A 19,184-nucleotide genomic window follows, 5' to 3' on the forward strand; every position below is an offset into this window, starting at 1 on the left:
AAGGAAGCGCTTTCCGTTTTATGTAACACTGTTTGAATTTGTTAACAACTTAAGTATATTTATTTGTACGTACATTTGTCAATATAAAAATTATATATGCACACAAATACTTAAAACACCCTACTATTCCTTTCTTAAACTTTTAAAAAATCGGTATTCAACCCTTAAATCATTTTCCTTTCGATTAAAAATCAAGGAAATCTTTTCATTTATTCACGTTCATGATAAAATATGTCCATACAAATTTTATACATAAAAAAAGTTGAATGTATACAACTACGAAAGAAGTGAAAACATGAAGCCAAAATATCAGGTGATTATTGAGGATATAAAAAGCAAAATTCTTTCAGGCGATTACAGCATGGGCGAACAAATCCCGACTGAATCGGTCATGCAAGAAACGTATGGTGTCAGCAGACATACGGTTCGAAAAGCCATTTTAGAGCTGTCGAATGAAGGATTTTTAAGAAGCGAAAAAGGATCTGGCACCTATGTAAGCAATCAGTATCAATCCAAATCTAGCGGGGCTTCTGCCAACAAAACAATCGGTGTAATTACCACGTATATTTCCGACTATATTTTCCCTTCTATTATTCGCGGAATTGAAAGCAGATTAAATAAAGATAATTATTCGCTGCTGCTGGCAAGCACGAATAACGATGTGGAACAAGAAAAAAAAGCGCTGGAAATGATGCTTTCCTACGGAGTAGACGGTCTAATTGTTGAGCCTACAAAAAGTAATTTGTACAATCCAAACATCTCTTATTATTTATCATTCAAAGAACAAGACGTTCCGTTTACGATGATTAACGCCTACTACGAAGAATTGGACGTTCCGTTTTTTTGTCTAGACGACGTTCAGTCAAGCTACCTTGCCACAAACGAATTAATTTCAAAAGGACATACTCAAATCGGGCTCATCGCAAAAATGGATGACCTGCAGGGAAAGTACCGAATGAAAGGCTACATAAAAGCGCTCGGTGATGCAAAACTCCGCTTTCAGCCTGAGCATATTCTGTCTTTTAACACCGAAACAAAGCTTGATTTGTACGCTAATTTAAAAGAGTTTCTCACTGAAAACAAAGACGAGATGACGGCTCTTGTCTGCTATAATGATGAAGTCGGATTAGAAGTTGTAAATGTATGCAGACAGCTTGGTATGTCCATTCCGGACAAGTTGTCAATTATTGGTCAAGACAATTCGTACATCGCTAAAAATGCGACGATTAATTTAACAACGCTAACACACCCGCAAGAACAAATGGGACACGACGCGGCAGATTGGATCATTAAAAAGCTGCAGGGCAAAAAAGATTTGCCAAACGAAACCTACTATCAGCCGGTGTTAGTTGAAGGTGAAACGATTAAAGAGTTAAATGCGAAGCGTGATGAAGTTCGTTAAAAGAAGGCTCCCTTAGAGGTCTATAAAACTTCTTATGAGAGAAAGGGATGCACATTATTATGCATCCCTTTCTTTATGTACTAATTCCCTTTATAACGGAGCCTGAATGTTGAGATATACTCCTTTTTCGATCTTTTGTTTTGCTTGTTCTATTAGTCTTTTAGCAATAAGTGATAGCTGAGATACAGAATTCGCCCCATTTGAACTAATAACAAGAGGGTCAACCCAGCGCATTTTTGTCGTTTGGTGAACATCATAACAAGAAGCAGTGCCTTTTTGTACTTTGCTGTTAAAAAGAGCAGATAACATCCCTTCAACGCTGCTATCTCCAGCGTTTTTCAGCAGCCAAACCACATCGTCATCCTGCTTTAAAAAATCTTCGATAGATAAAATATCTTTTTGCAAAGCGAGCTTGATAGTTTCCGTCAGCTGATGATTTCCAAACATATTAAGCGGATTCATAAAAAAGCCAATCACTTCTTTGTAGTAAGCATCCACAAACCACTCTGCCGCTGATAAATTACTGCACGCCATTTGTCCATTAAATACGACAAGCTGATCCAAAAACGCATGCACTTCTTGTAAAGTAATCTCCCCGCATACGTACAAATCCCGCAGCGTATAATCCACGCGGTCAGCGCATAAGTGCGGAGCTTGCTGTTCGAGCAGCGTCCACTGGCTTTCATCGAGTAAGATCTCTCGCCAGTTTAAACCGGCGCTTTTTAAAATAGAAGGAATAGACGACTGAGTCACAATTTGTTCGTAAATCATTTCATGATAATTTTCTTCTTTTTGTCCCAAAACATAGTCAATCACATGAGAAAATGCCGTATGTGAAACGTCATGTAATAAAGCCGCTATTTGCTCTTCCAAAGAGCCTCCGAGTCTATTTACAAGCATCATCGCACCAATGGAATGATCATATCGAGTAGTATTCCAGTTTTCATTTACAAACCGGCTCGCTCCGCCTTGGTAAATTCCTTTTAAACGCTGTACAGGATCACTTTGAATGAGTTCTAAAAGAACGCCGTCTGCTTCAAATTTCCCGTACAGCTCATCATAAAGTATGAGCATATTTCTCTCTCCTTTTACTAACTATTTTGGACTTATTTTAATCTAACTTGAGACATCGCAGGGTTCCATTTGCCTGTAACTAAAAACGACCTCGTCTTACCAGAGGTCGTTTTTTATTATTCACTTGACGCTTTAATTCGATCAAAATACTGCTTTGCAGGAAGCAAACCAAGATTTTTTTCTTTCCGTATATATTTAATAACATCAACGTCTCTTCTGCCATTTCGAATCAAAAGATTGACTTTATTTTCAAAAGTCTCGTCTTTCTCTATTTCTAGCTGCTTCCACTCTTCATCTAAATCACGTTTAGGTGTTTTGAGCAGGAATATCACTAGTATAACAAGAACGCTACTTGTGGTGATATAAAGCCAAAGCCAATCGAGAAACCAGCTGTTAATCACATTCACTATGATGAGAATGGTGAAACAAGAGTATAGCCTTGTTTGATACTTATTAGCTTTTTTTGAATCTATTTTATTAAAAAATATCCCCACCGTCAGCCTCCTTTTAGCATTTCATTGGCGCTTTTTTCTATTAATCTCTTTTTGTGCATGAAGCAAATCTATATCATACAAATTACCATTTAACCTAACAAATAGCAATCAAGTTCACCCTATCATACTCTTTATCTCATTGACTACTCATAAAAAATACAGGGCTCTTTTCAAAGCCCTGCACTTTTATTTCATATTTAAATAAGGTTAAACGCTTTTACCACTTGAGCAACCGTAAACGTAACGCCAATCGCAATCACTGTTGGAATCGCAAAAGCAAGAAACGTCCATTTTGCATTTTTGGTTTCTGTATAAATATTCACAAGCGTCGTTCCGCACGGAAAATGCAGAAGCGAAAACAACATCATGTTAAGAGCCGTTAGCCACGTCCAGTGGTGATCAAGGAAAATTTGTTTCAGTCGAGTCGCATCTTCAATTTCAATTAATGAACCCGTTGATAAATACGCCATTAATAGAACAGGTACCACAATTTCATTAGCCGGCAAGCCAATGATAAAAGCAGCTAATATATAACCGTCTAGTCCTAGCGATTTAGCAAACGGATCAAGAAACTGAACAAAATGCATTAAAATACTCGTATCACCGATATAGATGTTGGCCAGTACCCACGTTAACACCGCTGCGGGTGCTGCAACAATAATCGCGCGTTTTAACACGAACAGCGATTTATCGAGCGTCGCGCGCACAATTGTATCAACAAATTTCGGCTTGCGGTAAGGCGGAAGCTCTAGCGTATAGTGAGTTGGAACTCCGCGCAGTGCCGTTTTAGACAGTGCCCACGATACAAACAGCGTCACCACAATTCCAAATAACACTGTTCCGACTACAACAAGCGCCGTTACGAAAGTTTTAGCACTCCCTGTAAAGCCGGTCGCCATAAATAAAGAAGCTAATAAAATCAGCGTAGGCCATCTGCCGTTACATGGAACAAAATTATTTGTTAAAATCGCCATCATACGTTCACGAGGCGATTCAATAATACGAGTCGACATAATCGCCGCGGCGTTACATCCAAATCCCATCGCCATCGTTAGTGACTGCTTTCCGTGTGCACCTGCTCGTTTGAACAAACGATCCATATTAAACGCGACGCGAGGCAAGTAGCCGTAGTTTTCTAAAAGGGCAAATACCGGGAAAAAGATGGCCATTGGAGGCAGCATGACACTAATGACCCATCCTGTACCTCGAAACAGCCCTAGTACAAGAATTCCGTGCAGCCATTCCGGCGCATGCATCGCTTGAAAGAAAGCTGTTAAGTACCCTTCCGCCCAGCCAAAACCTTGTGCGATTAATCCAGAAGGAACATTTGCGCCGGCTATGGTGATATAAAAAATTACGGATAAAATACCAAGCATAATTGGAAATCCCCAAATTGGCGAGGTAAAGACTTTATCTAGCTTTTCTGTGCGCTGAAGCTTTGAGCGGTCTTCGTACACAACTGATTTTTTACATATTTGCTGTGACGACTGATAAATGCTTGCCACCATATTTGAACGATGATCTTTTTCTTTTGCCTGCTGGGCATAGCGCGTTAATTGTTCCATTGCTAATGAGTTTTCAGGAATTAACGGATTTCCCATATGCGCTGTTCCTCCTTTCTGTGTGACTGATGTCTTGCTGCTGACGCAGCTGAATCGTTTCTAAAAATGACGTATCTCCATCAAGAACCCGTAAAGCAATCCAGCGCAAAGGAAATTGATTTCCAACAATAGAAGCGACTTGAGGTTCTAGCTCCTTTAGTGACGCTTCAATTTCTTTTGTGTACTGTACCTGGTAAGGGTTAAGTTTTACCTGCCCTCGCACGACTCCTTCAATTGCATCGAGCAAATTTATAATTCCTTTTCTATTACGTGCTGATATAGGCACAACCGGTACGCCTAACGATTCAGCGAGCTTTTTTTCGTTAATCACAATTCCTTTTTTCTTTGCTTCATCCATTAAGTTCACGCAAATCACGACGTTTTCAGTCATTTCCATCACTTGCAGCGCTAAATTAAGATTTCGCTCCATCGCCGTTGCATCGACCACCACAACCGTAACGTCAGGTCTTTCAAATAAAATATAGTCACGCGCTACTTCTTCATCTGCCGAATTTGAATACAGTGAATACGTTCCAGGCAAATCGACAATTGTGTAGAGCTGCTGGTGGTGTTCAAACGTCCCTTCTGCTTTGGCTACCGTTTTTCCCGTCCAGTTTCCCGTGTGTTGCTTAAGACCGGTCAAGCTATTAAATAACGTACTTTTTCCTGTGTTCGGATTTCCTGCTAGTGCAATACGATACTTACTCATCGTCATCACCTACTTTTTTTACATAAATTTTTGAGCTCTCTTCTTTTCTGAGACCAATCGTTGTATGACTGACTTGATAAGCAACAGGATCTCCTAACGGGCTTTTTTGAAGCACTTTGATAATTGCTCCTGGAATAAATCCTAAATCTAACAAGCGTCGCTTTAAGGCACCTTCGATTTCGATTCGCTCTAGCTGTACCGTTTCACCTGTCGTAAATGTAGACAATGGATAATTATTTACACTAGCCATCTATTTTTCGTCCCTTCTTATTTTTTACCTAAGGTTATGTTTTTTTCATTAGACCAACTTTTAAGGTAAAAAAAATATGCTCGTTGATTTTTAATAGGGTATTCTGCTGGTGCAGAAAAATGAACATGTCAGCATAATTTATTTAAAATTTTCAGTTTTTACTTGTTATGATACCAAAAGTTTACCACAGGAAACTTTTTTAGTCTAGGGTAAAATACTGTGTTTTTTCTTATTTCTACTGAAGGCATAAAGTGCGCTGGTCTATTTTATTTAATCATTTAATAAGAGGAATCAAGTCGAAAAATAATTTAGTAAAAACGAATTGATAAAAATAAAAAACTGTAAAAATATGCTATACTAGTGAATGGGTTTTTTTGAAAATAAAGTATTGATTAGCTTTAAAACCTCAAAAAATCACTTTAGGAGGCTTTTATGAAAAGGTTCAAAAGAGTTAGCGCAGTTGTTTTAGGTTTGGCTTTGTTATTCACGCCGCTTGCTCCGCAAACAGTTGCAGAAGCAAAAGTCGTGTGGGGGAATCAGGAGCTGGTTAAAGGGCAAATAGGACGCGTTACCGTTTTAAAGAACACTAATCTTTACAACATTAAAAACAACAAGTTAGTAGCGGCTAGAAAAGTGACAAAAGGGCAAGTATTCCGCGTGTATTCTGAGTCCAGCAAATTTGGTGGTCTGTATGGGGTATCAAAGGGCACCTATGCTCAAAAGTCATCAAGTATTAAGTATGAAAAAGCGCCTAGTGACAAAATTCAAGCACTAGGAGGAACGGTTACAAAGAAATCTTTAGCAAGCAACATTAGCTATCCGCAGGTATCTGGCCTTATCAATAAACCATTTGAAGCTAGCTATAATCGAAAATTTTTAAATATTGCAAAAGAAGCACAAAAAGAACACAACGAGCTAAAAGAACAAGAAAAGGAAGACCGCAAAAACGGCTGGGCACCAGGTCCTTATTCTCGTAATATGACATACTCTGTACCTTACAACCAAGATAATATTTTAAGTGTTGCTATTACGAATGATGCGTACGCTGGCGGCGCTCACGGCAACGCTTGGATTGATACTTATAATTACGATTTGTTGAAAGCTCGACAAATTAGCTTAAAAGATATTATTAACAACAACACTAAGTTGAATAAAGTTAATAACTATATTCGTAATGAAATGATTGCTCGCAATAAAAAAGGTGCTCAGTTCTGGGTTAATGAATTTAAGTCTGTAAACTTAAAAGAAGATCAGTTTTACTACACAAGTAGCGGCATTGCCATTATATTTGGTGAGTATGAGTACGGCCCGTATTCTAATGGCATTCATACGTTTAAAATTCCGTCTAGCGTTTATAAATAAGATTGTCTTATAAAACAAAAAAGAAGCCTGCGAACCATCAGTTCATAAGCTTCTTTTTCTTTTTTTCTGCAGAATAAGCGGAGCAAAAAAGAAAGGTTATCCCTAATCTCCTTCCCTTTTACCATCATTTTTTTGGATGTTGCAGAAAATCAAATTATACAGCCATAGAAGAACTCAGGGCTGCCTACATTACGCTGCTGATAGCCGAGGAAAACTGCTTTTTGAGGTATTTTTATAGTGATTGAAAAAGTGAAATGGTCAGAACTAACGTCAGCAAGGAGCCTGCGGATGTTAACATCATTATTTTTCGGTTACTCTGATTCTTTTCAGGTTTTAAAAACTCTTGAATGGCTACAAACCAGATAACAAAAGTGATTAAAGAAAGTATCCCCATAGACATACGAGCCTCTCCATTCATATATGTATTTAAATTTTTAACACATCTAATTAACAACCAAATTAATCGTATCTCCCTGTATTGTGTACTGTCCCTTTATTTCTCCGATACCAGTGATTAAAAGTGAATCACCCATTTCCAATGGTTTATCCTTTAATAGGATGAGTAATTTATTTATATTTTTTAATCCATCCGCACAATAGGTAAGAGATGGTTGTTGAATAAGGTATTCTTGGTTATTTATCCTTACTTTTATATAATTTTTATGTAATAACCTGTTCTCAAAAGGGACAATATTCATCGGATCAAAGGATAAAGCAATGATTTCTCCTTCGATAAAAAGATGGGTTCCTATCTGTGCTGCGAATTCATCAAGTTCTTTCTTCCTTGATTCAATTGCAAAATTTACTGCTGCTTCTGTTTCCGGGCTTATTTGAACCTCTTCAATTGCCTGTTTTCGAGGGGCAATATCAAGAAATTTGATTAACTCAAATAGTGTTGTTTTAGTACCCAAAAAACTTTCCTTCCAATCGGGTGACAATTCATCCAGCAACAAACACATAAATAAGCCTGAACTGTAACAGCTCCGCCTTATATTGGAAGTGGATTCAACGGCGTTTATTAGATTTTTTCCATACCTTTCTAAAACTAAATCATTAGCGAGCGGGGATTTTTCTGAAAAAGCCTTTATTTCAACGTACCAGGCAGGTCCTTCAACAGATTCAATTAAGTTTTCATATGTTAGATGCTCTTTTATTCCTTCTGCCCTTTTTTCCCTTAGGCTGATAAACTCGTTCAAATACTGCTTCTTTTTACTGATATCAGTTTCTAACAATGCATTATAAAGACTTTTCCTTTCGCGATTTCGAATTTCTACATTCTCTTTTGTTAAGGGATAGGTTATTCCCAGCATTTCATCAGGGAAGCGTTTTTCCTCTTTTATATACTGATTTCCGTGGAATAATTCGTGGATCAATATTGAAAAAAGTCCTTCATAGTCATCGTACAGTTCCATATCAGCAATAGCCGTAGGATAGCCATCAAATAGAATAAGCGTATTTCCCACAAACTGTTCTTTCCATTTTAAAACTTTATATAACTTAAGAGGATCGTTATCATATCGAGGATGATTGAACAGGAATACACTGTTTTTGTCGTATAACGCATAGGCAACAAGTTCAAAATTTGGCCAATACCTTTCTACGTTTGTAGTAGTTAAGTCTTTGGAAATTTCATTCAGAAAATGATTCATTCTTTTCATCCCCTATATTAAAGAGTTTGTTATCCTAATTTTAACATAAATTTTCTAATATTTAGTTTATACCTAAAAGGAAACTAAATGTTTAAAGAATTAGGCACTTTTGTGTCAACGATAAAAGACGTTGAAAAAACGCCCTTATAAAAAAAGAGAATGCGCAAGGCATTCTCTTTTCACATGGCTATATAAGCCGCTTTTTCAATCATAGGTTTTACTCTTTAGACTTGCCTACCTCTACTTTTTTCGTAAACATTTTCATGTCACCGTCCACCGTCACGTGAGCGGTAATCATATATTCGCCTTCTTCTTTAAACGTATAGTCCGTGCTGTATACACCTTTTCCTTCGTGCGGCGCTTTTGTCATTTCTTGATTGATATAGCCTTCTTTTTCAACTTGAAACTGCACGTCATCGGCGTTTTCCACTTTTTTATCTCCTTGCGTCACAAGGACTTTAAGCTTGACTTGTTCATTTGCTTGAATTGATTCCGGTACTTCAATCGTTCCTTTTACTTCTTTTGAACTTGAATCATTTCCTTTTGAACAGCCTACTATAGCTATCATTAAAACAAATAATACGATGCTGAGTTTTTTCATTATGTTGTTCTCCTTTATTATGTAAATGTGAAGTCTTCCTGCAATTTCATATTATACTCATTTATCCGGTAAAAAGAGAAAAAATGCTTATTGTCCACATAAAGTTCTTATTTCTACAGTAGCTTTTGCATCTTTTCATTTCTCTACTCGCCCTTCGCTTTATAAAAAAAACTGAAGAAGCTCATTGCCTTCTCCAGCTTTGCCTTTATCTCTGCGGTTCTTCTAACGTGTACGATGAGAGGGCGTTTTCTACCCATCGTACAAAATCCTTGCTTGCTCCCCAATCAATATTTAATATCCCTTCTGCGCTTCCTGAAGGAATACACTTTACTTTGTTTGGACCGGACACATTTTCTAAAATAATCGTTAGTGATCCTCTGCCGCCGGTGCGGAAAAAATAGCGTTCAAACACAAGCGTACACATCTGCTTGCCGTCTCCGAGATCATAATATTCCTTGTATAATAAGTCACTTTCGGAATTATTTGCATTCACAAGCTTTTTTGCTCCATCAAAAGGAAGCAGCATCGTTTTAAACTCAATTACTTTTTGCATCACTCAAGCCCCTTTCTATCGCAACAGATATGTACTACTTCTCTTTTTCCCACTAAAAAACCTGCCGCTTCTCTTTATGTACAATCAATATGGTACAATAGAAGAAAAAGAATTGTTTGAACGGAAAAAGGAGCATACAACCTCTATGAATACACGAGATCAACTTATCCAAAATGTGGTTTCCACGATGCGAAACCAAACGAAAAAAATGCAGCTATCGGTTATCCCCACTTTAAAATCATATATTCCTTTAAATGAATTTTTAGCGCTTCGCCTGCTGTATAAAGAAGGCAATCATATCGTTTCTGAGATTGCAGAGCATATGCACATCTCAAACAGCAGCATGACGTGCGTCAGCGACCGCCTCATGGAAAGAGAATTTGTCACGCGCGTACGCAGTCAAAAAGACCGCCGCGTTGTCTACTTATCCATTACGGATAAAGGAAAAGCGTTTGCAGAAGAAATGGAAAAAGTACTCACCAAAGAATATGGTGAAAAGCTTAGCCATTTTACGGATGAAGAATTACAGACGTTTCTTCGCTTGTTAAATAAAATGGATATCTAATAAAAAACCAGATGCACGCTAAGCAGGCATCTGGTTTTTATTTTGTTATTTGTTATTTACCTTCAAATTAAAGGCGTCTGAAGTTAAATCTTTTGACCAGTCTTTTTCATGATCACTTACATATGGAATAAATCTAAGCATAATAACGTCTTTATCATTTCGGTACTCTCCGTCCATCTCTAGCACCTTGTCTGTTCCTCCTCCACTGCCGCTTTCAGAAAGGTTTCTTCCATTTTGGTCTTTTATGTCTACACCGACATCCGTTCCGCCTCGGATGCTTCCGGTTGACGATGTAAACGTATAGTGTAGCTTAATCGAAACAGGCGATACGCGAACTTCTTTGATGGACAATACGCCTTTTATTCCTTTTTCGTTAATCGGAATTTCTTTATTCAACGGATACACTTTTGTATCAGCGATGATTTTTGAGCCGTTTACGCTTGTATGAACCGTCCAATTTCCTTTAATTTCTCCGTAGGAATCCCGGTAGTTCCCGCTTTTCGTCTGAGCAGGATTCTTTTCAAATTCTAGACTTGTGAACTGCGCACTGATTTGATAGTTTTTATTTGGATCAATATGATCTAGTACATTGTAGCCTTCCACATCGATTTTCCCGTCTTCGTTCGTGTCCGCTTGCGTTAGTTTTAAAGCGTACAGATAGTTCCAGCTTCCGTCTTTGTTTTTGATTGGTTCCTTTCTAATACTGGAAGCCGAATCAAAAAACGACATGTTGCCAATTTTCACGCGCAGCTCTCCCGGTCGAATTGATTCGTCTCGGTTAAGCCCTAGTGCAGTTCTTCTAAATTCATCTGCGCTGATCGTTAATCCAAGCAGCACCTGTCCGTCATCAAGCATCAGTTCATTTACTTTTACTTGAATGCCTTGGTCAGTCGCCGTTTCATTTATCATTTTTTTATAGCTGCTCAAGCTGCCTTCAGGCTTGTTCATAAGCAGCTCGATTTGCTGGCCAATTTGCTGACTGATTCGCACAGCCGATGCCCATACCGTTTCGTTTTGCATCATTACAGGCGTCACAGCAAGCAGCAGCACCGCAGCGGCGATCAGCGGACGCGCTTTTTTTCGAGTCGGCTTTATGTCATGTTTTAAGCGTTTTTTCATACGCTTTTTCTCGCTTGCCGTTAGCTCAATTTCTTCATATTCATCAAAATCTACAGAAGATCCATTTAATAAGTCATATTGATTTTTCATCTTTGTCCCTCCTTGTTTCTTATTTAAAAATCGCTTTTAATTTTTTGCGTCCGCGCGATAGCCGGTTGTATAAATTGCTGATGGTAGTCTGCTGTTTTTCAGCAATTTGCTTCAGCTCGACTTCCTGTAAGTAATACGCTTTAAACAGCTCACGGTCTCCTTCGCTTAAGTGACCTAAGAGTTCTTCCACGTCGTTTGTTTGAATGTTATGAACTTCTGACGTTTCACCCATTCCCGCTTCGCTAAGCGATTCGTGCTGCGTTTTTATGTATTTGCGCTGATAGTCAATGGCTTTGTACTTAGCAACAGCTGCAACCCAATTTTTAAACGTATTTTTCTCCGAATCAAAGCGATCAATATGATGCCACACCGCTAACAATACGTCGTTTACACACTCTTCCTCGTAGCTTTTCAGCGTGCCTAAATGCTTGCGTACAATGGCCGTAATTAATCCTCCGTACTGATCGATTAACAGCTCTAATCCTTTTTCTTTTTTTCGCGTTATACACGCAACAATCCAGTCATCTTCCATGACATTGCTCCTTTCCGCTTGCTTTTACATCTATTAATACGGATTCTTTTTACAAAACCTATCAATCTTCCTAAATTAAATGAAAAATAAGCTTGTTCAGTATTTCTCTTGCTGGTAAAATAAGCTAAAACCTTTGAAGGAGGCCGCTATGATTACCTATCCTTTTCTTACATCCAACCCAACCATCGGCATAACCGCACCTTCTTCTGGTGTATCTCAAGCTCTTCATTCCATGTTTTCTTTATCGTGTGAACGAATGAAAGAAAAAGGCTTTTCTGTTATACCGGGCGAAACCGTGTGGACGCAGCATAAAGCAAAATCCACTTCTCCTAAAAAACGTGCAAATGAGCTTCAAGCCATGATAGAAGATAGAAACATTGATATCATTATCCCGCCTTGGGGAGGCGAGCTGCTGATTGAAATTCTTGAACATCTAGACTTTACAAAATGGACAGCAAAATGGGTGCTTGGCTATTCTGACACCAGCGTTCTTTTGCTGGCTATTACACTTAACACCGGGATTGCAACGGCTCATGGAACCAACTTTGTGGATTTGCGCGGAGAATACTGGGATCCAACGACTGCGATGTAGCAGCAGGTGCTGACGACCAAAAAAGGAGAAAGCGTGGTTCAAATTTCTTCTGATCGCTATCAAAAAGAATGGCAGCATGACACCCCGTCACCATGCGTGTTTCATTTAACCGAACAAACCGCTTGGAAGCATACAGAGTTAAGCGACGTGCACATCGAAGGGCGTCTTCTCGGAGGATGTATTGACGTGATCAGGCACTTAGTAGGAACTCCTTTTGGAGACGTAAAAACGTTTCGAGAAAAATACATTCCTGCTGAGCCGGTCATTTGGTACTTTGACAACTGTGAACTCACGACCGCTGACCTTCGCCGTTCACTTCTTCAGCTTAAGCTAGCGGGCTGGTTTGATAACTGCTCAGGTATTTTATTCGGCAGAAGCAGCGCTAATCAACCCGTTGATTCCTACACCGCTGAAGATGTGTATCTCGACCTTGCTTCTGACTTACATATTCCAGTTATCTATGACATCGACTGCGGACACCTCCCTCCTCAGCTCACGCTTATTAACGGCGCGTATGCGAGTGTTAAGGTAAAGAAAAATAAAGGGACAGTTGTCCAATACTTTACGTAAAAAAAGAAGCTTGTATAAAAGTAGTTTGATTGAAGGAAGATCCGAACGAATTGGATTCTTGATGGAGAATCCAATTCGTTCGGATTTTTTATGGTTATGGTGAAAGTAGATTTGTTTCATATATGTAGGAGCTTCCAATGGTTGATTGGAGGGCAAGACGAAGACTCCTGCGGGAAAAGCGGAACAAGTGAGACCCCGCAGGAGCGTTTGCGACGAGGAGGCTCACCGGCCGCCCGCGGAAAGCGAAGTCTTGCACGGAAATCAACAGCGGTTCATTTCGTTATGTCTCAACCTTGTTTTACATATCTCTCATCAACACTAAAAACGAAGCAAACATGAAAAAGGTTGCTCCAAGCCACGAGTGATAGTACTCTTTTTGATTTCTTTCAAACTTCCATTCTTCGAAACCTCGAAACACGTACAGGAGAAACAAGAAAAGAAACATAAAAACGGATGTGTAGGCTGGAGGCATAACAAAGATCAGCACTAAAAACGAAGCAAGCAGCACCATTTCAATGGTGATAAACAGCGGACGCCTTCCTTTAAAGCTTCTCCAATAGCTTTTTTTCATCTTTGTATGCAGCTTTTTTCGCATGACAAGATCCAGAAAGATATAAACGACTGCCAAAATCAGCAAATACACAAGCGTCATTTTCACTCCTCCTTCCGGCTAAAAATATCCTTATACTTCCATTTTAAAGAACTTCCCACAAATTTCAAGCGTCTAAAAAATCTTTACACAACTTATGAGTGCAAGCATTCATATATTTAAAAATCGCTAATATATTGACTAATGTACAGGTTAAATTCTCTGTATAAACTCATCTAGAGGGGGACATCAAGTTATGAGAATAAAAGAAGTAAAGCAAGGTGCACTCGCAGCGCTGAAAAACCGCTGGGGATTTGCCGTACTGCTTACGTTCGTTACGTATTTAATCGCTGCCGGTATTCCAGGACTTATTGACTTTTTAATCAACGGATTTCCAAGCGGGTCCGAAACCGAATACTCTCAGTCTACCTTAGCTAATATTGTATCCCTGCTGCTCGTACCGCTCTTTTTCTCTTACTACTGGGTACTATTGCGTCTGGTTCGAGGAGAAAGTGTACGTGTAGGAAATGTGTTTGATTCGTTTTCATCTGCGGGACTATATTTTAGAACACTCGGACTTTACTTACTAACGATTATTTATACCGTGCTATGGAGTATTTTATTAATCATTCCTGGCATCATCAAAAGTCTTGCCTATTCACAGGCTTACTACGTATTCCGCGATAACCCCGATTATTCGGTGAACCAATCTATTACTGAAAGCAGACGGTTAATGAACGGCTACAAGTGGACCTACTTTTTACTCCTTTTAAGCTTTATCAGCTGGGGCATTTTAAGTATCATCACGCTTGGCATTGGGTTATTATGGCTCGTTCCGTACGTAACAACTTCGCTTGGTGTGTTTTATGAAAAGCTAAAAGCAAATGAAACTGAAGTAGCTGAATAAACGAAAAACCGTATTCGAGTTGCGAATACGGTTTTTTATTTAGGTTTGGTATTCTCTCCATGTACATTAGTTGAAATTTGCCCCGTTATTCACTAAGTTCGATACAAACTATGTTACTATCGAACTATATACTCTAGAAACAGCAGCTATTTAGCTGTTGTTTTTTTATTCCCCTCTCCTTTTTCAACAAAAAAATAGAAAAATTCCATCCTCCTTACATATTTTCTAATAAATCTATGAATCTCCTAAACATTTCTACCTAGATAAATTGTCAGAATTATTACAGAGAAGGTGACAATTCTACTTATATCGCCTTTTAATATTAAAACTATGTTACAAAATGTCGTAATTTGGAATTAGATGTTTACTTTTCCTGTCAGGATTGATAGACTCACAGTTGTGAATAAAACAAGTTATGGAAAGGGAGAAAGAACATGCTAAAGAAAGCAAATCGTACAGTTATGAATATGGGGTTAGCAGCATTACTTGTTCCCGCTGCCCTAACATTTAGCACAACTTCAGCAAGTGCAAATGACGGAGGCGCTGCACCAGCACCCGTACAAGAAAAGGTAACGCCAAGCGTACCTCAACAACAAGCAACTACTACTACTAATCAAAAAGTCATCGTAAACGTGAGTGCGTTAAATATTCGTCAAGGAGCTAGCTTTTCATCTCCAGTCGTTGGAACTGCAACACAAGGTCAAGAGTTTGCTATTTTAAAAGAAGCAAACGGCTTAGTTGAAATTGCACCAAACAAATGGATTTCAAAAAGCTCAAGCTACGTAACAATTGCATCAGGTAAACCAAGCGCAAGCCAAGTAAAAGGTGTAAGCACATCAACTCCTTCTACCTCTACAGCATCTACATCTGCAGCACAAGAAACAAGCACACCAGCACCTGCTCCAACAACAAGCACGGCTTCTGGAAGCACAGTAAATGTTGCACGTAGTTTAGTAGGATCACCTTACCAATGGGCAGGAAACACACCAAGCGGATTTGACTGCTCAGGCTTTATCGCATACGTGTTCAATCATAGCGGTCACAGCATTTCACGTACAAGCGTAGCCAACTACTGGAACATGGCGACAAAAATTTCGTCTCCACAACCAGGAGATCTAGTATTCTTCCAAAACACATACACAAGCGGCCCATCTCATATGGGAATCTACATCGGAAACGGCCAAATGATTCATGCTGGTTCACACGGTGTAGCAGTAGCTGACCTAGATGTTTCTTATTATCAAGATCATTTCTTAGGATACGGACGCTTCTAAGAAAAAAATGCCCTCTAATCGTTAGATACGTTCTAACGATTAGAGGGCATTTACTTTTTATCGCTGCGCTACTGAAAGCGCCTTTTCAATCCGCGTTTGAAATTTATTTTTCCAGTCTTCAGCTAGCTCAGCCACTTCTAAAGCCCGCTTCATCCCTTCTACATCTTTTGAACGATGGAAATATAAATCAAGCGTAAACCACACGGATACTTGATCTGGATGAGCTTGAATTAACTTCACTTCCGCATCTTGCGTAATCGTACCTTCTTTTAACACGCGGCAAAGATAGCCCGTATAGCTTGTCTCAATCATTCGTTTTAAAATTCCTTTAACGCCCGTTCTTTTTGTAATCGTGTCGCATGGATTTCGTCCTTGCGTCACTTGAATAACGGCGTCCCCTACTTGATAAACGTCTCCAATGCATACGTCTTTTTCAAGCATGCCTGATAGCACAAGATTTTCTCCAAACGCAGACATTGGCAGCTCCGTATCAAACTCTTCGTTCCATTTTTGGTAGTGTTCATACGGATACACGCACACCGCACGATCCCGTCCGCCGTGATACCTTAAGTCCGCTACGCCGTCGCCTTGAAATCCTTCTTTGGCTAAAAACGTTTCGTCTACTTGCTTCTTGCATATGCCTGTACGTATTTCTTTGCCGGGACTGTATGCCATTTGTTCAGGCATGCCGGTTGCTAAATGAATTATTTTACGTTGATTCATTTGTATCTCTCCCTTCCCCGTTTTCCCTTACTAATTACGTCATATTTTACCACATTTTAAAGATAGATCTCTTATTTTTCGTATATTCCACTAAAATCTTGGCAATATCATGAAAGTTTAAAAAATATTTCACAATTATATTAAAAATATCTTCATTTCCTCTTTTTCTTTTGTTCGAAATGATTTAAGATAGTAGAGGCTGTCGAAATATAAGTTATTATGTCAGCTCTGCATGTTTTTTTACATATTAGCACATAGTAAATATTATTTTACAATTACGTCATTTTTTTAATGGCCTAAAAAATTTTGCCCATTTTTACTAAAACTAGCGTGAAAGTCCTGATTTTTATATAAAATAGAGGCCGATTTACATAGTCATTTCTATGCACGTCCCTCTTTTATAAATATAGAGTACATGTAAGGAGAAAAGTAAATGTCAATTTTAATGGGAATTATCGGAATTGTAATTGTCTTAGCAGTTGCGTTCCTCATGTCAAACGACAAGAAACTTATCAACTACAAAGGCATCGCAGTTATGCTGGTTATTCAGCTCGCTATCTCTGCTTTTATGATGAATACATCGATTGGTCGCAAGGTGCTTGACTTTATCACAAGTGTATTTACAAAGATCTTATCATTTGGTAACGACGGAATTTCGTTCGTGTTTGGAGATCTTGCAGGAAAAGGCATTTTCTTTATCCAGACGTTAGTTATGATTGTATTCGTTTCAGCATTATTAAGTATTTTAAACTACTCTCGTATTTTACCCTTTGGGATCAAATATATCGGAGGACTTGTTTCAAAAATTACCGGACTTCCCCAAATTGAAAGCTTCACAGCCGTGAATGCGATGATCTTTGGTGATACAACGGCGCTAATTGCGGTGAAAAACCACATCGGAGGTTTAACACCAAACCGTTTATTTATTGTTACAACAACATCATTAGTATCCGTTTCTTGTTCAATTCTAGGCGCATACATGCAGATGATTCCGGCGGAATACGTCTTAATTGCCCTTCCGCTAAACGTATTCTCTGGCTTAATCGTTTCTTCTATCGTTGCACCAGTAAAAGTGGAAGATGAAAACGAAGTGGATATCAAAGCACCTGCTAAGCAAGGCACGCTGTTTGAAGCAATCGGCGACGGAGCACTAGACGGCGGACGCGTTGCGTTAATCGTAGCAGCGATGCTTGTAACGTACGTTGGTCTTTTAGCATTAGTGAACTACGTATTAAACGGCGTAATCGGATTAACTGTTCAAGACATTTTAGGCTATATCTTCTACCCAATTGCCTTTATCATGGGTATTCCAGCAGATGAACTAATGAAAGCCGGCGGCGTAATGGGAACAAAAGTAGTAGCAAACGAATTCGTTGCCATGCTTGACTTCCAAAAAATGATGCCTCACCTTTCTGAAAAAACGGTTGGTATCGTATCAGCTTACTTAATCTCATTTGCAAACTTCAGCTCAATTGGTATCGTTCTTGGTACGATCCAAGCAATCAACGGCGAACAAGCTTCACGCGTTGCGAAGTTCGGCTTGAAGATGCTGTTAGTCGCGACAATGGGATCGATTTTAACAGGTATTATGGTTGGATTATTTATTTAATGAAAAAGCACTCACTTTTAGTGAGTGCTTTTTTGTTGGGGGTGGTTCTTTTTGGATTATATCTGGAGCGTTTCTACAATGTTGAAATTTATTAAATATCTCTGTTGACATACTTCGAGTTATCGACACTATTATCAAATGCTTTTTATCTTCATTCTAATAACATTTAAATTAGTTTTACATAATGGATTAAAGCAATATCTCTTATTCAATAAAAAAGACAGCTTGCTTTATCAGCAAACTGCCTTTTTTGTAATGACCCGTCCGGGATTCGAACCCGTGTTACCTTTTTAAAAGGACAATTTCTCGACCACTCGGTCAACGGACCAGATAAAATTATAAAATGGCAGAGAAGAAGGGATTCGAACCCTCGCATCGCGTTAACGATCTACTCCCTTAGCAGGGGAGCCCCTTGAGCCACTTGGGTACTTCTCTGTATGGATTTCCCACTGAGATACTGTGGAATAATAGTAGGCCTAAGCGGACTTGAACCATCGACCTCACGCTTATCAGACTTGGGCTCTACCAAAAATGAGCTACTTCCCGTTTATGGCGCGCCCGAGAGGAGTCGAACCCCTAACCTTTTGATCCGTAGTCAAACGCTCTATCCAATTGAGCTACGGGCGCTTCCTAAAATGGTGCGGATGAAGGGACTTGAACCCCCACGTCATAAGACACTAGATCCTAAGTCTAGCGCGTCTGCCAATTCCGCCACATCCGCATGTGAAAAATGGTTGCGGGGACAGGATTTGAACCTGCGACCTTCGGGTTATGAGCCCGACGAGCTACCGAACTGCTCCACCCCGCGATAATAACAAAGATATAATGGAAGAGGAAGAGGGATTCGAACCCCCGCGGGCTTTGACACCCCTGTCGGTTTTCAAGACCGATCCCTTCAGCCAGACTTGGGTATTCCTCC

Annotated in this window: 20 protein-coding genes, 5 tRNA genes and 1 pseudogene; 8 read left to right on the plus strand and 18 right to left on the minus strand. The window is 39.2% G+C overall.

All coding sequences use genetic code 11. The features are described from left to right. The first annotated feature begins 295 nt into the window (after window positions 1-295). Window positions 296-1,402 (plus strand): GntR family transcriptional regulator, encoded by a 1,107-nt coding sequence (locus tag BG04_RS02470; protein ID WP_034650115.1) that lies wholly within the window; start codon window positions 296-298, stop codon window positions 1,400-1,402. 90 nt (window positions 1,403-1,492) lie between these two features. Here BG04_RS02470 and BG04_RS02475 read toward each other — a convergent pair whose 3' ends face one another. The 5 genes from BG04_RS02475 to BG04_RS02495 all read right to left on the minus strand — a co-directional run bounded on the left by BG04_RS02475 (window position 1,493) and on the right by BG04_RS02495 (window position 5,530). Beyond that, window positions 1,493-2,476, minus strand: a complete 984-nt coding sequence (locus BG04_RS02475) for an HD domain-containing protein (protein WP_034650114.1) — start codon at window positions 2,474-2,476, stop codon at window positions 1,493-1,495. Between the two features lie 116 nt (window positions 2,477-2,592). Further along, on the minus strand, window positions 2,593-2,970 hold the full coding sequence (locus BG04_RS02480) for a hypothetical protein (RefSeq protein WP_013084238.1): 378 nt from the start codon (window positions 2,968-2,970) through the stop codon (window positions 2,593-2,595). A gap of 197 nt (window positions 2,971-3,167) precedes the next feature. Next, a complete protein-coding gene (locus BG04_RS02485; protein WP_034655045.1) occupies window positions 3,168-4,535 on the minus strand; it encodes a nucleoside recognition domain-containing protein in 1,368 nt (455 codons plus the stop codon). A 13-nt stretch (window positions 4,536-4,548) separates the two neighbouring features. After that, the gene (locus BG04_RS02490; protein WP_034650113.1) at window positions 4,549-5,280 is read right to left on the minus strand and encodes a FeoB small GTPase domain-containing protein; all 732 of its coding nucleotides are present in this window, start codon (window positions 5,278-5,280) and stop codon (window positions 4,549-4,551) included. Continuing rightward, window positions 5,273-5,530: a FeoA family protein gene (locus BG04_RS02495; protein WP_013084241.1), complete on the minus strand. Its 258-nt coding sequence runs from the start codon at window positions 5,528-5,530 to the stop codon at window positions 5,273-5,275. The genes BG04_RS02490 and BG04_RS02495 overlap by 8 nt, the downstream gene beginning before the upstream one ends. 432 nt (window positions 5,531-5,962) lie before the next feature. On the opposite strand from BG04_RS02495, the gene BG04_RS02500 reads away from it, so the two are divergent. Continuing rightward, window positions 5,963-6,892 carry a DUF3298 and DUF4163 domain-containing protein gene (locus tag BG04_RS02500; RefSeq protein ID WP_034650111.1) on the plus strand — a complete coding sequence of 310 codons (930 nt, stop codon included), beginning with the start codon at window positions 5,963-5,965 and terminating at the stop codon, window positions 6,890-6,892. A 232-nt stretch (window positions 6,893-7,124) separates the two neighbouring features. On the opposite strand, the gene BG04_RS30845 is transcribed toward BG04_RS02500, so the two are convergent. The 4 genes from BG04_RS30845 to BG04_RS02515 form a co-directional block, all read right to left on the minus strand. Continuing rightward, window positions 7,125-7,292, minus strand: coding sequence for a hypothetical protein (locus BG04_RS30845; protein ID WP_168797082.1), 168 nt, complete (start codon window positions 7,290-7,292; stop codon window positions 7,125-7,127). Between the two features lie 43 nt (window positions 7,293-7,335). Further along, the gene (locus BG04_RS02505) at window positions 7,336-8,541 is read right to left on the minus strand and encodes a hypothetical protein (RefSeq protein ID WP_034650107.1); all 1,206 of its coding nucleotides are present in this window, start codon (window positions 8,539-8,541) and stop codon (window positions 7,336-7,338) included. Window positions 8,542-8,758: 217 nt separating this feature from the next. Beyond that, entirely contained in the window at window positions 8,759-9,142 is a 384-nt protein-coding gene (locus BG04_RS02510) for a FixH family protein (protein ID WP_034650105.1), read from the minus strand. A 205-nt stretch (window positions 9,143-9,347) separates the two neighbouring features. Beyond that, on the minus strand, window positions 9,348-9,695 hold the full coding sequence (locus BG04_RS02515) for a DUF6054 family protein (protein WP_034650103.1): 348 nt from the start codon (window positions 9,693-9,695) through the stop codon (window positions 9,348-9,350). A 145-nt stretch (window positions 9,696-9,840) separates the two neighbouring features. Between BG04_RS02515 and BG04_RS02520 the strand changes: the two genes are divergently transcribed. Then, window positions 9,841-10,260, plus strand: coding sequence for a MarR family winged helix-turn-helix transcriptional regulator (locus BG04_RS02520; RefSeq protein ID WP_016765035.1), 420 nt, complete (start codon window positions 9,841-9,843; stop codon window positions 10,258-10,260). Between the two features lie 45 nt (window positions 10,261-10,305). On the opposite strand, the gene BG04_RS02525 is transcribed toward BG04_RS02520, so the two are convergent. After that, the gene (locus BG04_RS02525) at window positions 10,306-11,469 is read right to left on the minus strand and encodes a DUF4179 domain-containing protein (protein ID WP_034650101.1); all 1,164 of its coding nucleotides are present in this window, start codon (window positions 11,467-11,469) and stop codon (window positions 10,306-10,308) included. Window positions 11,470-11,488: 19 nt separating this feature from the next. Beyond that, window positions 11,489-12,001, minus strand: coding sequence for a sigma-70 family RNA polymerase sigma factor (locus tag BG04_RS02530; protein ID WP_016765037.1), 513 nt, complete (start codon window positions 11,999-12,001; stop codon window positions 11,489-11,491). Between the two features lie 148 nt (window positions 12,002-12,149). Between BG04_RS02530 and BG04_RS02535 the strand changes: the two are divergent. Together BG04_RS02535 and BG04_RS31275 are read left to right on the plus strand one after the other, a co-directional pair. After that, window positions 12,150-13,163, plus strand: a pseudogene (locus tag BG04_RS02535) (S66 family peptidase). A gap of 141 nt (window positions 13,164-13,304) precedes the next feature. Next, on the plus strand, window positions 13,305-13,502 hold the full coding sequence (locus tag BG04_RS31275; protein ID WP_080743113.1) for a hypothetical protein: 198 nt from the start codon (window positions 13,305-13,307) through the stop codon (window positions 13,500-13,502). On the opposite strand, the gene BG04_RS02540 is transcribed toward BG04_RS31275, so the two are convergent. Beyond that, window positions 13,462-13,815, minus strand: coding sequence for a DUF4181 domain-containing protein (locus tag BG04_RS02540; protein ID WP_034650098.1), 354 nt, complete (start codon window positions 13,813-13,815; stop codon window positions 13,462-13,464). The two genes, BG04_RS31275 and BG04_RS02540, sit on opposite strands and share 41 nt — an antisense overlap. A gap of 193 nt (window positions 13,816-14,008) precedes the next feature. On the opposite strand from BG04_RS02540, the gene BG04_RS02545 reads away from it, so the two are divergent. After that, window positions 14,009-14,659 (plus strand): DUF975 family protein, encoded by a 651-nt coding sequence (locus tag BG04_RS02545; RefSeq protein WP_034650096.1) that lies wholly within the window; start codon window positions 14,009-14,011, stop codon window positions 14,657-14,659. 434 nt (window positions 14,660-15,093) lie between these two features. Beyond that, window positions 15,094-15,933 (plus strand): C40 family peptidase, encoded by an 840-nt coding sequence (locus BG04_RS02550; protein ID WP_013058260.1) that lies wholly within the window; start codon window positions 15,094-15,096, stop codon window positions 15,931-15,933. Window positions 15,934-15,990: 57 nt separating this feature from the next. On the opposite strand, the gene BG04_RS02555 is transcribed toward BG04_RS02550, so the two are convergent. Continuing rightward, window positions 15,991-16,656 carry an MOSC domain-containing protein gene (locus BG04_RS02555; RefSeq protein ID WP_034650094.1) on the minus strand — a complete coding sequence of 222 codons (666 nt, stop codon included), beginning with the start codon at window positions 16,654-16,656 and terminating at the stop codon, window positions 15,991-15,993. Between the two features lie 433 nt (window positions 16,657-17,089). Between BG04_RS02555 and BG04_RS02560 the strand changes: the two genes are divergently transcribed. After that, a complete protein-coding gene (locus BG04_RS02560) occupies window positions 17,090-18,265 on the plus strand; it encodes a NupC/NupG family nucleoside CNT transporter (RefSeq protein WP_034650092.1) in 1,176 nt (391 codons plus the stop codon). 344 nt (window positions 18,266-18,609) lie between these two features. Here the strand turns inward: BG04_RS02560 and BG04_RS02570 are convergent. The 5 genes from BG04_RS02570 to BG04_RS02590 form a co-directional block, all read right to left on the minus strand. Further along, window positions 18,610-18,700: transfer RNA gene (locus BG04_RS02570), tRNA-Ser, on the minus strand. A gap of 115 nt (window positions 18,701-18,815) precedes the next feature. Next, window positions 18,816-18,892: transfer RNA gene (locus tag BG04_RS02575), tRNA-Arg, on the minus strand. A 9-nt stretch (window positions 18,893-18,901) separates the two neighbouring features. Then, window positions 18,902-18,986: transfer RNA gene (locus BG04_RS02580), tRNA-Leu, on the minus strand. A 10-nt stretch (window positions 18,987-18,996) separates the two neighbouring features. After that, window positions 18,997-19,073, minus strand: a tRNA-Met gene (locus tag BG04_RS02585). 18 nt (window positions 19,074-19,091) lie between these two features. Then, window positions 19,092-19,184 (minus strand) — tRNA-Ser (locus BG04_RS02590).

The sequence above is a fragment of the Priestia megaterium NBRC 15308 = ATCC 14581 genome (assembly GCF_000832985.1).
In the GTDB taxonomy this organism is placed as follows: Bacteria; Bacillota; Bacilli; order Bacillales; family Bacillaceae_H; genus Priestia; species Priestia megaterium.

What these genes read in the sequence shown, in the direction of transcription:
- BG04_RS02560 (WP_034650092.1), top strand. Translation starts at nt 17,090, where the DNA reads ATGTCAATTTTAATGGGAATTATCGGAATTGTAATTGTCTTAGCAGTT.
- BG04_RS02540 (WP_034650098.1), bottom strand. Translation starts at nt 13,815, where the DNA reads ATGACGCTTGTGTATTTGCTGATTTTGGCAGTCGTTTATATCTTTCTG.
- BG04_RS02505 (WP_034650107.1), bottom strand. Translation starts at nt 8,541, where the DNA reads ATGAATCATTTTCTGAATGAAATTTCCAAAGACTTAACTACTACAAAC.
- BG04_RS02470 (WP_034650115.1), top strand. Translation starts at nt 296, where the DNA reads ATGAAGCCAAAATATCAGGTGATTATTGAGGATATAAAAAGCAAAATT.
- BG04_RS02500 (WP_034650111.1), top strand. Translation starts at nt 5,963, where the DNA reads ATGAAAAGGTTCAAAAGAGTTAGCGCAGTTGTTTTAGGTTTGGCTTTG.
- BG04_RS30845 (WP_168797082.1), bottom strand. Translation starts at nt 7,292, where the DNA reads ATGTCTATGGGGATACTTTCTTTAATCACTTTTGTTATCTGGTTTGTA.
- BG04_RS02545 (WP_034650096.1), top strand. Translation starts at nt 14,009, where the DNA reads ATGAGAATAAAAGAAGTAAAGCAAGGTGCACTCGCAGCGCTGAAAAAC.
- BG04_RS02520 (WP_016765035.1), top strand. Translation starts at nt 9,841, where the DNA reads ATGAATACACGAGATCAACTTATCCAAAATGTGGTTTCCACGATGCGA.
- BG04_RS02485 (WP_034655045.1), bottom strand. Translation starts at nt 4,535, where the DNA reads ATGGAACAATTAACGCGCTATGCCCAGCAGGCAAAAGAAAAAGATCAT.
- BG04_RS02530 (WP_016765037.1), bottom strand. Translation starts at nt 12,001, where the DNA reads ATGGAAGATGACTGGATTGTTGCGTGTATAACGCGAAAAAAAGAAAAA.
- BG04_RS02555 (WP_034650094.1), bottom strand. Translation starts at nt 16,656, where the DNA reads ATGAATCAACGTAAAATAATTCATTTAGCAACCGGCATGCCTGAACAA.
- BG04_RS02495 (WP_013084241.1), bottom strand. Translation starts at nt 5,530, where the DNA reads ATGGCTAGTGTAAATAATTATCCATTGTCTACATTTACGACAGGTGAA.
- BG04_RS02525 (WP_034650101.1), bottom strand. Translation starts at nt 11,469, where the DNA reads ATGAAAAATCAATATGACTTATTAAATGGATCTTCTGTAGATTTTGAT.
- BG04_RS02550 (WP_013058260.1), top strand. Translation starts at nt 15,094, where the DNA reads ATGCTAAAGAAAGCAAATCGTACAGTTATGAATATGGGGTTAGCAGCA.
- BG04_RS02515 (WP_034650103.1), bottom strand. Translation starts at nt 9,695, where the DNA reads ATGCAAAAAGTAATTGAGTTTAAAACGATGCTGCTTCCTTTTGATGGA.
- BG04_RS02475 (WP_034650114.1), bottom strand. Translation starts at nt 2,476, where the DNA reads ATGCTCATACTTTATGATGAGCTGTACGGGAAATTTGAAGCAGACGGC.
- BG04_RS02490 (WP_034650113.1), bottom strand. Translation starts at nt 5,280, where the DNA reads ATGAGTAAGTATCGTATTGCACTAGCAGGAAATCCGAACACAGGAAAA.
- BG04_RS02510 (WP_034650105.1), bottom strand. Translation starts at nt 9,142, where the DNA reads ATGAAAAAACTCAGCATCGTATTATTTGTTTTAATGATAGCTATAGTA.